The organism is Pseudomonas sp. P97.38, assembly GCF_001269745.1.
Lineage (GTDB): Bacteria > Pseudomonadota > Gammaproteobacteria > Pseudomonadales > Pseudomonadaceae > Aquipseudomonas > Aquipseudomonas chlororaphis_E.
Map to the genome: position 1 here is coordinate 366,747 of NZ_LHVJ01000024.1, position 13,717 is coordinate 380,463.

A 13,717-nucleotide genomic window follows, 5' to 3' on the forward strand; every position below is an offset into this window, starting at 1 on the left:
GAGGGTATGACGCTTATTGACCTACATTCGTTCAGCACCCCCGAACAACACCCCCGGCAGATTGGCGATTGCCCCTGAATATCGGTATGCCTATAGTCCAGGCATCTCCTGCAATCAGTACGGCGCAATGATCAAACAACAGCTGGCCCGCTTTAGCCGCCTTGAACTACTCGGCCACCCCACACCGCTGGAAAAACTCGAGCGCCTCTCCACCTGGCTCGGCCGCGACGTCTATATCAAGCGCGACGACCTGACACCCCTGGCGCTGGGTGGCAACAAACTGCGCAAGCTCGAATACCTGGCGGCCGACGCCATCGCCCAAGGCGCCGACACCCTGATCACCGCTGGCGCGATCCAATCCAACCACGTACGCCAGACCGCTGCCCTGGCCGCGAAACTGGGCCTGGGTTGCGTGGCGTTGCTGGAAAACCCGATCGGCACCGACGACAGCAATTACCTGGGCAACGGCAACCGGCTGCTGCTGGAATTGTTCGACGCCAAGGTCGAGCTGGTCGACAACCTGGACAACGACGATGAGCAACTGCAGGCCCTCGCCGCTCGGCTACGCAGCAATGGAAAAAAACCTTACCTGGTGCCGATTGGCGGTTCGAACGCCTTGGGCGCGCTGGGCTATGTCCGTGCAGGCCTGGAGCTGGCCGGGCAGATCAACGACACCGGGCTCGATTTCGCCGCCGTCGTACTCGCCTCGGGCAGTGCCGGCACCCACAGCGGCCTGGCGCTGGCGTTGAGCGAGGCACTGCCCCGGCTGCCGGTCATCGGCGTAACGGTTTCGCGCAGCGAAGAAGACCAGTTCCCGAAAGTCCAGGGACTGGCCGAGCGCACCGCCGAACTGCTGGGCGTGACGCTTGCGCAGGCCTTCAAGGTGAACCTGTGGGACGAGTACTTCGCCCCCCGCTACGGCGAGCCCAACGCAGGCACACTGGCGGCGGTCAAACTGCTGGCGAGCCTCGAAGGCTTGCTGCTCGATCCGGTCTACACGGGCAAGGCCATGGCCGGCCTGCTCGACGGCATCGGTCGCGACCGCTTCGACGAAGGTCCGATCCTGTTCCTGCACACCGGCGGCGCCCCGGCGTTGTTTGCCTATGGCGGGGCATTTTAGAAGTATTGGATATCCCTTTTGGGAGCGGGCTTGCTCACACAGGAATTCATTCCGAATAGATATATTTATTTAATTTAATATTATTTTCCAATCTAAAAGAGCCGCCCTATAGTCCCGCCGCAGGCGTATTTGCCGCGAGACGCCCGGGCTGCTTTTAGGGCAGGATGTGGCAATCTTTTCGGATCGCGTCTACGCCTTTCCCATCCAGATCGATGTCTTCATAAGAAAACATAGGGGCTTGTCATGAATTTTTCCGCACTACGTCGCAACCTGTTGGTAGGTTCGCTGGGCCTGGCATTGAGCGCCGGCCTGTTGGGGCAAGCGGTTGCCGGTGAGCAACTGCAGAAAATCAAGGATGCCGGTGAAATCAGGATTGGCCTGGAAGGCACCTACCCACCGTTCAGCTTCGTCGATGACAGCGGCAAGCTGACCGGCTTCGAAGTGGAGTTCTCCGAAGCCCTGGCCGAGGAGCTGGGCGTGAAGGTCAAGCTGCAGACCACCCCATGGGCCGGTATCCTCGCGGCGCTGGAATCCAAGCGTCTGGACGCCGTGGTCAACCAGGTGACCATCTCCGAGGAGCGCAAGAAAAAATACGACTTCTCCGAGCCGTACACCGTTTCCGGGATCCAGGCACTGGTACTGACCAAGAAAGCCGACGAGCTGAACATCAAGAAGGCTGCGGACCTGGACGGCAAGAAAGTCGGCGTGGGCCTGGGCACCAACTACGAGCAATGGGTCAAGGCAGAAGTGCCAGGCGCCCAGGTCAAGACCTACGATGACGACCCCACCAAGTTCCAGGACCTGCGTGTCGGCCGTATCGATACCATCCTGATCGACCGCCTGGCCGCGCTGGAATACGCCAAGAAAGCCAAGGACACCACCGTCACCAGCGAGGCCTTTTCGCGCCAGGAGTCCGGCATTGCCCTGCGCAAAGGCGAGCCTGAGCTGTTGGCGGCCGTGAACAAGGCCATCGAGAAACTGCGCGCCGACGGTACGCTGAAGAAGCTTTCGGAGAAATACTTCAGCGCTGACGTTACCCAATAATGGAAGCAGCTCTTCAACTCGCACTGGATTCCGCGCCCTTCCTGCTCAAGGGCGCGTACTACACGATCTTCCTCAGCCTGGGCGGCATGCTCTTCGGTTTGCTGCTGGGCTTCGGCCTGGCGCTCATGCGCCTGTCGCACGTCAAACTGGTGAGCTGGATCGCCCGCATCTACGTGTCGTTCTTTCGCGGCACGCCGTTGCTGGTGCAGTTGTTCGTGATCTATTACGGATTGCCGCAACTGGGCGTCGAGCTGGACCCGCTGCCGGCGGCCCTGATCGGCTTCTCGCTGAACATGGCGGCCTATGCGTGTGAAATCCTGCGGGCCGCCATCAGCTCCATCGAGCGCGGCCAGTGGGAAGCCGCGGCAAGCATCGGCATGACCCGCGCGCAGACCCTGCGCCGGGCCATCCTGCCGCAAGCCGCGCGCACGGCCCTGCCGCCGCTGGGCAACAGCTTCATTTCCCTGGTCAAGGACACCGCACTGGCGGCGACCATCCAGGTGCCGGAGCTGTTCCGCCAGGCGCAGTTGATTACCGCGCGAACCTTCGAAATCTTCACCATGTACCTTGCCGCCGCGCTGATCTACTGGATTCTGGCGAGCGTGCTCGCGCACTTGCAGAACGTCCTGGAAGCTCGAGTCAATCGGCATGACCAGGAGTCCTGACCCATGATTGTCGTGGAAAAACTGACGAAGCAGTTCAAGGGTCAGGTGGTGCTCAACGGCATCGACCTGAAGATCGAAGAAGGTGAAGTGGTAGCGATCATCGGCCCCAGCGGCTCGGGCAAGACCACCTTCCTGCGTTGCCTGAACTTCCTCGAGGAGCCCAGCAGCGGCCGGATCAAGGTCGGCGACATCGAAATCGATGGCAGCCGCCCGCTGAACCAGCAGCAAGGCCTGGTGCGCCGTTTGCGCCAGCAGGTGGGCTTCGTGTTCCAGAACTTCAACCTCTTTCCCCATCGCACCGCCCTGGAAAACGTCACCGAAGGCCCGATCGTGGTGAAGAAAACACCCCGGGCCGACGCCGAGGCCCTGGGGCGCAAGCTTTTGGCCAAGGTCGGCCTGGCCGGCAAGGAAGACGCCTACCCCCGGCGCCTGTCTGGCGGCCAGCAGCAGCGCGTGGCGATTGCCCGGGCGCTGGCGATGGAGCCGGCGGTCATCCTGTTCGACGAGCCGACTTCGGCCCTCGATCCGGAACTGGTGGGTGAGGTACTGGCGACCATTCGCGGCCTGGCCGAAGAAAAACGCACCATGGTCATCGTGACCCACGAAATGGGTTTTGCCCGCGACGTGGCGAACCGCGTGGTGTTTTTCGACAAGGGCGTCATCGTCGAACAAGGCGAAGCCAAGGCCTTGTTTGCTGCGCCCCGGGAAGAACGCACTCGGCAGTTCCTCAGCAAGTTCCTCTCCGCCGGACACGACAGCCACTAGTTAACTTTCATGCCCACACTTCCAGGGACGGAAGTGTGACGATTGGAAAACAGCACGGCCATATCCTGAAGATATTCATTCCGATACAACTTACAACTTGCACGCCGACTCGAAACAACGAACAACCGTATCCCCAGTGACATATTCCCTTCGAGTGGTTGCCAACCACCGCATAGCTTGAACACCCGCCACGCCGCTCAGAACACAGGAAAGACCGAGGAAAAGTACGTTTTCCGTCGAGCATTCCTAACTTCTGTTTGTAGGAACATTCTGAAGCCTGACTGAATGTTTTATTAGGCAAGTGCCTCTATTGACACTGAAACTGATGAGCCCTTATCTAGTGCCCTGTCTCACAGGCGAGGCACACTTTTCTAATTCTGCACGGCGATTAACCGTCATTAACTTCAATGACTGCGCCCATAAAAGTATGTCGCGAACACACGCGCCTTTGATCTTCCCGAAACGGACTTCGTTTTAAGCATCAAGGAGAACACCATGACATGTACGTCGAATCTTCCCGGGCTGGCCGCACCGACCCTGGCCAATGCCCACCCCGCCGGTATCAATATCACCAGCGCCGCCCGCCTGGAGGTCGCCATAGCCCCCTACCCCGGAATGGACGCCGGCGACCTGATCGAACTGTTCTGGGACAACTGCTACGTCGGCTCGCGCCTGCTGTCGTCGGAGGATGTGCAAAACAGCGTCACGCTGCGGGTGCCGGAGAGTTTCATCGTCAACGGCACCTCGTGCCTGCACTACCGGGTAATGCAAGTCGGGCGCGGGCCGGCGCTGTCGGCCACGCGCCGGATACAGGTGAAGCTCGACTGCCCCGGCGGCCAGCCGTCAGCCCTGAGCGGCGATGAAAACCAGGGGCTGGCGCCGGTGCGTATCCCCGAGACCATCCGCCGCAAGGGCGTGAACCCGAGCCAGATCAAGCGCGGTGTGCCGTTGACGATCGAACCCTACCTGAACATGGCCCCCGACGACGCGATCACCCTGCGCTGGGGCGATGTACGCATGGACCTGCCACGGATCAAGCCGAGCGAGGTCGGCCAGCCGATCAATGTCTGGGTGCCACCGCAGCTCATCCTGGAAGCCGGCGAGGACCTGCGCCTGGAAGTGAGCTACTGCATCCTCGACCGAGTGGGCAACAACTCCCAATGGGCGCCGCCGCGAACATTGAAGATCGGTTGCGCCAATCCCTACCTGAAAACCCCGCCGAGAGAGGCGCTCATGGCTGCCGAGCCCAGCCGCGGAATACGTTGAGAAACACGCGGGTGATGGATCTATCCGTGGCGAGGGAGCTTGCTCCCGCTGGGACGGTCCGATGTCTCGGGCGAAGCGGCCCCAAAACTTCAGGGCCGCTCCGTGCCCCATCGGGGATGACTCCCCTCGCCACAACAGCCCGCTGGAAAAATCTCTCTATTTATATTCCCAAAAGTTAGTTTGAAAATTATTTATACGCGTTTAGGGTATATAAACCGGACCACCGGACATTTCCTGATTTTTTTTTTCACAGGTGAGGTGGGTATGGTACGGAACACAAACACCCCAGCGCAGTGCGCCAAGGCACTGCCTGCAGCCACGGAGTGGCTGTAATGTCGGATCTGGCCCAGGCAAACGTCCACAGCGACCTGGACATCGCCCCGCTGTTGCTGCCCGCCCAAGTGCTGCGCAACGATGCCGAAGCGATCAAAGCCGCTCATGAACTGGCGCAAGTCGCCCGCCAGCAGGCCGCGCGCCGCGATCAGCAGCGCAAGCTGCCATGGTCGGAAATCGAACAGTTCACCCGCAGTGGCCTGGGCAGCATCGCCATCCCCCGGGCATACGGCGGCCCACAGGTATCCTTCGTCACCCTCGCCGATGTGTTCGCGATCATCTGCGCTGCGGACCCGGCCTTGGGGCAGATTCCACAAAACCAGTTCGGCGTGCTCCAGCTGATTCTCGGCACGGGCACCGAACGGCAAAAACAGATACTGCTGCAAAGCGTGCTCGAAGGCGCGCGCATCGGTAACGCCGGGCCGGAACGTGGCGTTCGCAATACCCTTGAACTCAAGGCACGGATCACCGCCGACGGCGACGACTACGTCATCAATGGCCAGAAGTTCTATTCGACCGGCGCGCTGTTTGCCCATTGGGTGGCGGTCAAGGCGCTGAATGACCAGGGCCGGCAGGTGCTGGCGTTCGTACGGCGCGGCACACCGGGCCTGCGCATCGTCGACGACTGGTCGGGCTTTGGCCAGCGCACGACCGCTAGCGGCACGGTGCTGCTGAACAATGTGCGGGTCGATGCCGAACTCGTCCTGGACAACTGGCGCATCAACGACGTACCAAACGTCCAGGGCGCGATTTCACAGCTGATCCAGGCCGCGATCGATGCGGGTATCGCCCGGGGCGCCATCGACGATGCCATCGCCTTCGTTCGCGAGCGGGCCCGTCCCTGGATCGATGCCAAGGTCGAGCGCGCCAGCGACGACCTCTACGTGATCGCCGACATCGGCAAACTGAAGATCGAATTGCACGCGGCCGAAGCACTGCTGCGCAAGGCCGGACGGGTACTGGACCAGGTCACGGCCGCCCCCATCACCGCGCAATCGGCCGCCCACGCCTCGATCGTCGTGGCCGAGGCCAAGGCCTTGACCACCGAGATCGCCCTGCAAGCCAGCGAAAAGCTCTTCGAACTGGCCGGCAGCCGCGCCACCCTGGCCGAGTTCAACCTCGACCGCCACTGGCGCAACGCGCGCGTCCATACCCTGCACGATCCGGTGCGCTGGAAGTACCACGCCATCGGCGCCTACCGGTTGAACGGCACCCTGCCGGCCCGGCATTCCTGGATCTGACCCGCCGATTTTCTGGAGCAGCACATGACGCTTTCCCAACACATCGCGGTGATCACCAGCGATGAACAAGCCCTGATCGTGGCCAGCGACCTGGCCGATGACTTCAAGCGCGACAGCGCCCTGCGCGACCGCGAGCGACGCCTGCCGCACCCGGAGCTGGAGGCCTTCTCCCGTTCCGGCCTGTGGGGCATCAGCGTACCGAAGGCCTACGGCGGCGCCGGGGTTTCCAACGTCACCCTGGCCAAGGTCATTGCGCTGATCGCCCAGGCCGACGGCTCTCTCGGACAGATTCCGCAAAACCACTACTACGCCCTGGAAGTGCTGCGGGTAAACGGCAGCGAAGCGCAGAAACAACGGTTGTACGCCGAGGTGCTGGCCGGCCAGCGCTTTGGCAACGCGTTGGCGGAACTGGGCACCAAGACCGCCCACGACCGCACCACCCAACTGCGCCGCGACGGCGCGGGGTATCGCATCAACGGCCGCAAGTTCTACGCCACGGGGGCGATCTACGCCCAGCGCATTCCCACCTCGGTGGTGGATGAAAACGGCGTGCAGCAACTGGCCTTCGTCCCTCGCGACAGCAAGGGGCTGACGGTGATCGACGACTGGAGTGGCTTCGGCCAGCGCACCACCGGCAGCGGCTCGGTGGTGTTCGAAGACGTTTACGTCGCCGCCGAAGACATCGTGCCTTTCCAGAGCGCCTTCGAGCGCCCGACCCCGGTGGGGCCGCTGGCGCAGATTCTTCACGCCGCCATCGACACCGGCATTGCCCGTGCGGCCTATGAAGACGCCTTGCAGTTCGTCCGCAGCAAGACCCGGCCCTGGATCGACGCCACCAGCGACGTCGCCACCGAAGACCCGCTCACCCTCAAGCGCTTCGGACAGTTGAGCGTGCGCCTGCACGCCGCCGAAGCCCTGCTGGAGCGGGCCGGCGAGTTTCTCGACCAGGCCCAGGCCGACCCACACGCCGACACGGTCGCCGCCGCCTCGATCGCCGTGGCCGAAGCGCGCGCCATCAGCACCGACATCTCCCTGGTCGCCGGCAGCACCCTGTTCGAACTGGCCGGCAGCCAGGCGACACTCGCCGAACACGGCCTCGATCGTCACTGGCGCAACGCCCGCGTGCATACCCTGCACGACCCGGTGCGCTGGAAGTACCACGCGGTGGGCAACTTCTATCTCAACGACGAGAAGCCGCCGCTGCGAGGGACGATCTGATGGCGGCCGGCAAGAAAAAGATCCTGCTCAATGCGTTCAACATGAACTGCATCGGGCACATCAACCATGGCTTGTGGACCCATCCCCAGGACACCTCGACCCAGTACAACACCCTGGAATACTGGACCGGCCTGGCGCAATTGCTTGAGCGCGGGCTCTTCGACGGGCTGTTCATCGCCGATATCGTCGGCGTCTATGACGTCTACCAGCAGTCGGTGGACGTCACGCTGAAAGAGTCGATCCAGTTGCCGGTCAACGACCCGCTGCTGCTGGTCTCGGCGATGGCCGCCGTCACCCGGCACCTGGGCTTCGGCCTCACCGCGAACCTGACCTACGAACCGCCGTATCTGTTCGCCCGGCGCATGAGCACCCTCGACCACCTGAGTCGCGGCCGGGTGGGTTGGAACATCGTCACCGGCTACCTGGACAGCGCCGCCAAGGCCATGGGCTTGAGCGCGCAGGTCGAACATGACCGGCGCTACGACCAGGCCGACGAATACCTGCAAGTGCTCTACAAGTTGTGGGAGGGCAGTTGGGAAGACGATGCAGTGCTCAATGACCGCGAGCAGCGGATCTACGCGCAACCGGAGAAGGTGCACAAGGTCCGGCACCATGGCGAGTTCTACCAGGTCGAGGGTTATCACCTCTGCGAACCGTCGCCCCAGCGCACACCGGTGCTGTTCCAGGCCGGCAGTTCGGAGCGTGGCCTGCAGTTTGCCGGGCGGCATGCCGAATGCGTGTTCATCAGCGGCCAGAACAAACCGGCGACCAAGCGCCAGGTGGACAAGGTCCGCGCCAGCGCCGTCGAGGCCGGACGCAACCCAGGCGACATCAAGGTGTTCATGGGCCTGAACGTGATCGTCGGCGAAACCGAAGCCGCCGCCTGGGCCAAGCATGCCGAGTACCTGAGCTACGCCAGTGCCGAGGCCGGGGTGGCGCACTTTTCCGCGTCCACAGGGATCGATTTTTCCGAGTACGCCCTGGACGAGCCGATCCAGTACGTGAAAAGCAACGCCATCCAGTCTGCGACCAAGACCCTGCAGAACAACGACTGGACGCGCCGCAAATTGCTCGAACAGCACGCCTTGGGCGGGCGCTACATCACCGTGGTCGGCTCGCCCGAGCAGGTGGCCGACGAGTTGGAGTCGTGGATCGCCGAAACCGGCCTCGATGGCTTCAACCTGACCCGCATCGTGACGCCCCAGAGCTACGCGGATTTCATCGACCTGGTGATCCCCGAACTGCAGAAGCGCGGCGCGTACAAGACCGAATACGACCAGGGCACCCTGCGCGAAAAGCTGTTTAGCGCAGCGGCTCATTTACCCGGACAACACACTGGTTCTACCTACCGACACTGACCCCTGTGGCGAGGGAGCTTGCTCCCGCTGGGCTACGAAGTGGCCCCAACGCTTTTTTGGGCGGGCTTCGCCCACCAGCGGGAGCAAGCTCCCTCGCCACAAAAGCTGTGCGCCATCCATTAATGACTGGAATATCCGACATGACCAAGCAACTCCTGACCCTGCCAGTCAAAGCCCTGGCCCTGACCCTCGGCCTGTTCAGCTCGGCCCTGTTCGCCGCCGATGCTCCCTTGAAGATCGGCACCACGGCCGCCTTCGCCATACCCCTGGAGGCCGCCGTCGAAGAGGCTGGCAAGCAAGGCCTGAAAGTCGAGCTGGTGGAGTTCAGCGACTGGATCGCACCGAACGTCAGCCTGGCCTCCGGTGACATCGACGTGAACTACTTCCAGCACATCCCGTTCCTGGAAAACGCCAAGGCCGCCGCCGGGTTTGACCTGGTGCCCTTTGCACCGGGAATTATCAACAACGTCGGCCTCTACTCGAAAAAGTACAAAAGCTTCGATGAGTTGCCCGAAGGGGCGAGCGTCGCCATCGCCAACGACCCGATCAACAGCGGTCGCGGCCTGCAACTGCTGGCCAAGGCCGGGCTGATCAGCCTCAAGCCAGGGGTGGGCTACAAGGCCACCGAAGACGACATCGTGGCCAACCCGAAGAAACTGAAGATCCTCCAGGTCGAGGCGGTGCAACTGGTGCGCGCGTACGATGACGCCGACCTGGTGCAGGGCTACCCCGCCTACATCCGCCTGGCCAAGACCTTCGACGCCGGCTCGGCCCTGCTGTTCGACGGCCTGGACCACAAGGAATACGTGATTCAGTTCGTGATCCAGCCCAAGAGCCAGCATGACCCACGGCTGATCAAGTTCGTCGACATCTACCAGCATTCGCCCGTCGTCCGTGCCGCCCTCGACAAGGCCCACGGCAAGCTCTACCAGGCCGGTTGGGAAGGTTGATCATGAACGCCGTCAACGCCAGGCTCCGACAGGAAGCCGCCGCGCCCCAGGGCGCCGACCCGACCGAACTGCACCCGGACCTGAACCGCGCGCACGTGCGCTTCATCGGCCTGGGCAAGACCTACACTGGCGCCCAAGGCCCGGTGGCCGCCCTGCAAGGCATCGACCTGGCGATTCAGCGCGGCGAGGTGTTCGGCATCATCGGCCGCAGTGGCGCGGGCAAGTCGTCGCTGATCCGCACCATCAATCGCCTTGAGCAGCCCACCAGCGGGCGAGTGCTGATCGACCGGGTGGACATCGGCCAATTCGATGAAGACCAGTTGGTGCAGCTGCGCCGACGGATCGGCATGATCTTCCAGCACTTCAACCTGATGTCGGCCAAGACGGTATGGCAGAACGTCGAACTGCCGCTGAAAGTGGCCGGCGTGCCCAAGGCGCAGCGCGAGCAAAAGGTTCGTGAGCTGCTTGAGCTGGTCGGCCTGCAAGGCAAGCACCAGGCCTATCCGGCGCAGCTCTCGGGCGGGCAAAAGCAACGCGTCGGGATCGCCCGGGCCCTGGTCCATGATCCCCAGATACTGCTGTGCGACGAAGCCACCTCGGCCCTGGACCCGGAGACGACCCAGTCGATCCTTGGGCTGCTACGCGAGATCAACCAGCGCCTGGGCCTGACCATCGTCCTGATCACCCACGAAATGGCAGTGATTCGCGAAGTCTGCGACCGGGTAGTGGTGCTCGAACAAGGACGGATCGTCGAGCAGGGACCGGTCTGGGAAGTGTTCGGCAACCCGCAACACGCGGTGAGCCGAACCCTGCTCGCGCCGTTGCAGCACGCGTTACCCGACGAACTGAAAAGCCGTTTGCAGGCGCAACCGGCCTCAGCCGAGGCCGCCACTGTGTTGCGCTTGCAGTTCACCGGCACGGGGCAGGACGAACCCGACCTCGCCGCCTTGTTCAGCGCCCTCGGCGGACGGGTGCGGCTGCTCCATGGCGGCATCGAACGGATCCAGGGCCACGGCCTGGGGCAATTGCTGCTGGCGGTAAGCGGCTCGTCGTGGGGCGCCGAGGAACTGCGGCAACGGGCGGGCGATTGGGCACAACAGGTGGAGGTGCTGGGCTATGTGGTTTGATCGGTTATTGCAGGGCTTTATCGACACCTTCCTGATGGTCGGGGTGTCGTCGTTGATCGCATTGCTGGCGGGCATACCGCTGGCGGTGATCCTGGTGACCAGCGGCAAGGGTGGCATCTTTGAGGCGCCCGCCTTGAACAAGGCCCTGGGCGCGTTCGTGAACCTGTTCCGCTCGATCCCGTTCCTGATCCTGATGGTGGCGCTGATTCCGTTCACCCGGCTGATCGTCGGCACCACGTACGGCGTCTGGGCGGCGGTGGTGCCGTTGACCATCGCCGCCACGCCGTTCTTCGCCCGCATTGCTGAGGTCAGCCTGCGGGAGGTCGACCATGGGTTGATCGAGGCGGCCCAGGCCATGGGTTGCCGGCGCTGGCACATCGTCTGGCACGTGCTGCTGCCCGAAGCGCTGCCGGGCATCGTCGGCGGTTTCACCATCACCCTGGTGACCATGATCAACTCCTCGGCGATGGCCGGGGCCATCGGTGCCGGAGGCCTGGGCGACATCGCCTACCGCTACGGCTACCAGCGTTTCGACAGCCAGATCATGCTCACGGTGATCGTTCTGCTGGTGGCGCTGGTGGCGGTGATTCAGCTCGGCGGGGACCGCCTGGCGCGGGGGCTGAACAAACGCTGACAGGCCGGCCCTTGTGGCAATGCTGTTCACTTGAGGTTTATCACGTGTCGCCCTTAAGTGAACGGCCAGGCTGGGGATGTGCGCTATAGTCCGCCCACGCTCCCTACCCAAGCCCACGACCATGAAACACTCCCCCGAAGACCTGCAAGCCATCACCGCCACCACCCTGGGCAACTACAACGCCGTCGCCGAAGACTTTCGCGAAGGCACCCGCGACCACGATGTCAGCCAGAACATCGACGCACTGCTGCGCCATATCCGGGCCAGCGCACCGTTGCACATCCTCGACCTGGGTTGCGGTCCCGGCCGGGATTTGCGCGCGTTCACCGCCTTGGGCCACGTCGCGATCGGCCTGGACGGCTCAGCCGAGTTCGTCCGCATGGCACGCCAGGACAGCGGCTGCGAGGTGTGGCAACAGGACTTCTTGCAACTCGACCTGCCGGCGCAGCGCTTCGACGGGATCTTCGCCAACGCCGTGCTGTTTCACGTTCCGCGACAGGAGTTGCCGCGGGTGCTCAGGCAACTGCACGCCACCCTCAAGGCTGACGGCGTGTTGTTCAGCTCCAACCCCCGGGGCGAAAATCAGGAGGGCTGGAACGGCCAGCGTTTCGGCGCCTACCACGACCTGGCGGCCTGGCGCGCGTTGCTCACCGACGCCGGCTTCGTGGAGCTGGAGCATTACTACCGACCGGCGGGACGGCCGCGCGAGCAGCAGCCGTGGTTGGCGAGTGTCTGGCGCAAGACTTGAAGCCCAGCAATCCTCACCACAAAGGCTGCGCTCACCCCGCTATTGCTGCTTGCCCAACCACTTCTGGGACAACTGCTCCAGCCGCCCGTCATCCTTGATCCGCGTCAGGGCGTTGTCCAGGCTGGCCTTGAACGCCGGGTTGCCTTTCTGGAAGGGGATCACCAGGTGCGGCGCCGGGCCGCTCTTTTCTTCCGGCTGGAAAGACTGCGCCATCATCAGCGGGCGCTGGGTTTCATCCTTTTTCGCCAACAATTGCGCATCCGGTTGACTGTAAGCGGCACTGGTGTCGAAACGTTCGGCCAGTTCCGGGGTCATTGCTATGTGGTTGATGGCAACGTCGTACTTGCCGCTCTCCACACCGGTCAGCAGGTCCGCAGCATCGGTGACCACGAAGTCGGCGCGTACATCGAGCTCACTGGCGAGCATCTGGCCCAGCTCCACTTCGAACCCGGTGAGCTTGCCGTCTTCCTTGAAGTTGAACGGCGCGGTATTGGCCTCCAGGGCGATGCGCAGCTCACCACGGTCGTTGATGTCATCGATCAATTCGGCATGGGCCAAAGGGCTCAAAAGGGGTAGCAGGCAGATCAGGCCAGGCAGGAAACGCATGGTCACTCCTTGGTATCGATACAAGCGACGCTCGTTTCAGGCTCGCTTTGCTATGGTTGTTGCAGGCTTCGACAACGATTGGTCATGAAGTTGTCATGACCGGGCGGATTTCATGAAAAAACTGGAGAAAAAAATGAAAAGCGTTATGTCTCGTGCCGCGTTGGCCGGCCTGTTGCTCGGCACTTCGATGCTGGCAACCGCCGCAACCCCTGCACCCAAGGGCGCAGAAGCATTCATCGTTTCCCCGGCCGACGGAGCCACTGTCGCCCAGGAATTCAAGGTCCAGTTCGGCGTCAAGGGTATCGCCCTGGCCCCGGCGGGTGACGTGACCAAGAATACCGGACATCACCATCTGCTGATCGACGTCGACCAATTGCCTGCCGCGGGCGCACCGATCCCGACCGACGCCAACCACATGCACTTCGGCAAGGCGCAGACCGAGGCCACCATCAAGCTGGCCCCGGGCAAGCACACCTTGCAGCTGGAACTGGGCGACAGTGGCCACATGCCGTTCGATCCGCCGATTGTCTCCAAGAAAATCACGGTAAACGTGAAATAACACCGCTTGGGGTGACGGAACATAGGTCTTGTGGGAGCGGGCTTGCTCGCGAAGGCGGTGTGTCACCAACAAATGTGTCACTG

Annotated in this window: 14 protein-coding genes; 13 read left to right on the forward strand and 1 reads right to left on the reverse strand. The window is 62.7% G+C overall.

Features of this window, described 5'->3' with window-relative positions; all coding sequences use genetic code 11:
* Nucleotides 1–127: 127 nt before the first annotated feature.
* The 12 genes from AD664_RS19590 to AD664_RS19645 all read left to right on the forward strand — a co-directional run bounded on the left by AD664_RS19590 (nt 128) and on the right by AD664_RS19645 (nt 12,469).
* Nucleotides 128–1,120, forward strand: coding sequence for a D-cysteine desulfhydrase (locus AD664_RS19590; RefSeq protein WP_053148821.1), 993 nt, complete (start codon nt 128–130; stop codon nt 1,118–1,120).
* A 243-nt stretch (nt 1,121–1,363) separates the two neighbouring features.
* Nucleotides 1,364–2,164 (forward strand): cystine ABC transporter substrate-binding protein, encoded by an 801-nt coding sequence (gene tcyJ / locus AD664_RS19595; protein ID WP_053148823.1) that lies wholly within the window; start codon nt 1,364–1,366, stop codon nt 2,162–2,164.
* Complete coding sequence (gene tcyL, locus AD664_RS19600; RefSeq protein WP_053148825.1) at nt 2,164–2,829, forward strand: cystine ABC transporter permease; 666 nt, start codon at nt 2,164–2,166, stop codon at nt 2,827–2,829. Before tcyJ ends, tcyL begins: the two co-directional genes overlap by 1 nt.
* Before the next feature lie 3 nt (nt 2,830–2,832).
* Nucleotides 2,833–3,594, forward strand: a complete 762-nt coding sequence (gene tcyN / locus AD664_RS19605; protein ID WP_042731573.1) for an L-cystine ABC transporter ATP-binding protein TcyN — start codon at nt 2,833–2,835, stop codon at nt 3,592–3,594.
* 495 nt (nt 3,595–4,089) lie between these two features.
* Complete coding sequence (locus AD664_RS19610; protein ID WP_053148828.1) at nt 4,090–4,860, forward strand: hypothetical protein; 771 nt, start codon at nt 4,090–4,092, stop codon at nt 4,858–4,860.
* A 332-nt stretch (nt 4,861–5,192) separates the two neighbouring features.
* Complete coding sequence (locus AD664_RS19615; RefSeq protein ID WP_053148831.1) at nt 5,193–6,434, forward strand: SfnB family sulfur acquisition oxidoreductase; 1,242 nt, start codon at nt 5,193–5,195, stop codon at nt 6,432–6,434.
* Nucleotides 6,435–6,458: 24 nt separating this feature from the next.
* Complete coding sequence (locus tag AD664_RS19620; RefSeq protein ID WP_053148834.1) at nt 6,459–7,652, forward strand: SfnB family sulfur acquisition oxidoreductase; 1,194 nt, start codon at nt 6,459–6,461, stop codon at nt 7,650–7,652.
* Nucleotides 7,652–9,010 (forward strand): LLM class flavin-dependent oxidoreductase, encoded by a 1,359-nt coding sequence (locus tag AD664_RS19625; RefSeq protein WP_053148837.1) that lies wholly within the window; start codon nt 7,652–7,654, stop codon nt 9,008–9,010. The genes AD664_RS19620 and AD664_RS19625 overlap by 1 nt, the downstream gene beginning before the upstream one ends.
* Before the next feature lie 140 nt (nt 9,011–9,150).
* On the forward strand, nt 9,151–9,960 hold the full coding sequence (locus AD664_RS19630) for a MetQ/NlpA family ABC transporter substrate-binding protein (protein ID WP_053148840.1): 810 nt from the start codon (nt 9,151–9,153) through the stop codon (nt 9,958–9,960).
* A gap of 2 nt (nt 9,961–9,962) precedes the next feature.
* Nucleotides 9,963–11,087: a methionine ABC transporter ATP-binding protein gene (locus AD664_RS19635; RefSeq protein WP_053148843.1), complete on the forward strand. Its 1,125-nt coding sequence runs from the start codon at nt 9,963–9,965 to the stop codon at nt 11,085–11,087.
* On the forward strand, nt 11,077–11,721 hold the full coding sequence (locus tag AD664_RS19640; RefSeq protein ID WP_042731430.1) for a methionine ABC transporter permease: 645 nt from the start codon (nt 11,077–11,079) through the stop codon (nt 11,719–11,721). The genes AD664_RS19635 and AD664_RS19640 overlap by 11 nt, the downstream gene beginning before the upstream one ends.
* Before the next feature lie 121 nt (nt 11,722–11,842).
* Complete coding sequence (locus tag AD664_RS19645) at nt 11,843–12,469, forward strand: bifunctional 2-polyprenyl-6-hydroxyphenol methylase/3-demethylubiquinol 3-O-methyltransferase UbiG (RefSeq protein WP_053148846.1); 627 nt, start codon at nt 11,843–11,845, stop codon at nt 12,467–12,469.
* A 39-nt stretch (nt 12,470–12,508) separates the two neighbouring features.
* Here AD664_RS19645 and AD664_RS19650 read toward each other — a convergent pair whose 3' ends face one another.
* On the reverse strand, nt 12,509–13,075 hold the full coding sequence (locus AD664_RS19650; protein WP_042731432.1) for a transporter substrate-binding domain-containing protein: 567 nt from the start codon (nt 13,073–13,075) through the stop codon (nt 12,509–12,511).
* Between the two features lie 133 nt (nt 13,076–13,208).
* Here AD664_RS19650 and AD664_RS19655 point away from each other — a divergent pair, with 133 nt between their 5' ends.
* A complete protein-coding gene (locus AD664_RS19655) occupies nt 13,209–13,634 on the forward strand; it encodes a DUF4399 domain-containing protein (protein ID WP_042731433.1) in 426 nt (141 codons plus the stop codon).
* Nucleotides 13,635–13,717: the final 83 nt, after the last annotated feature.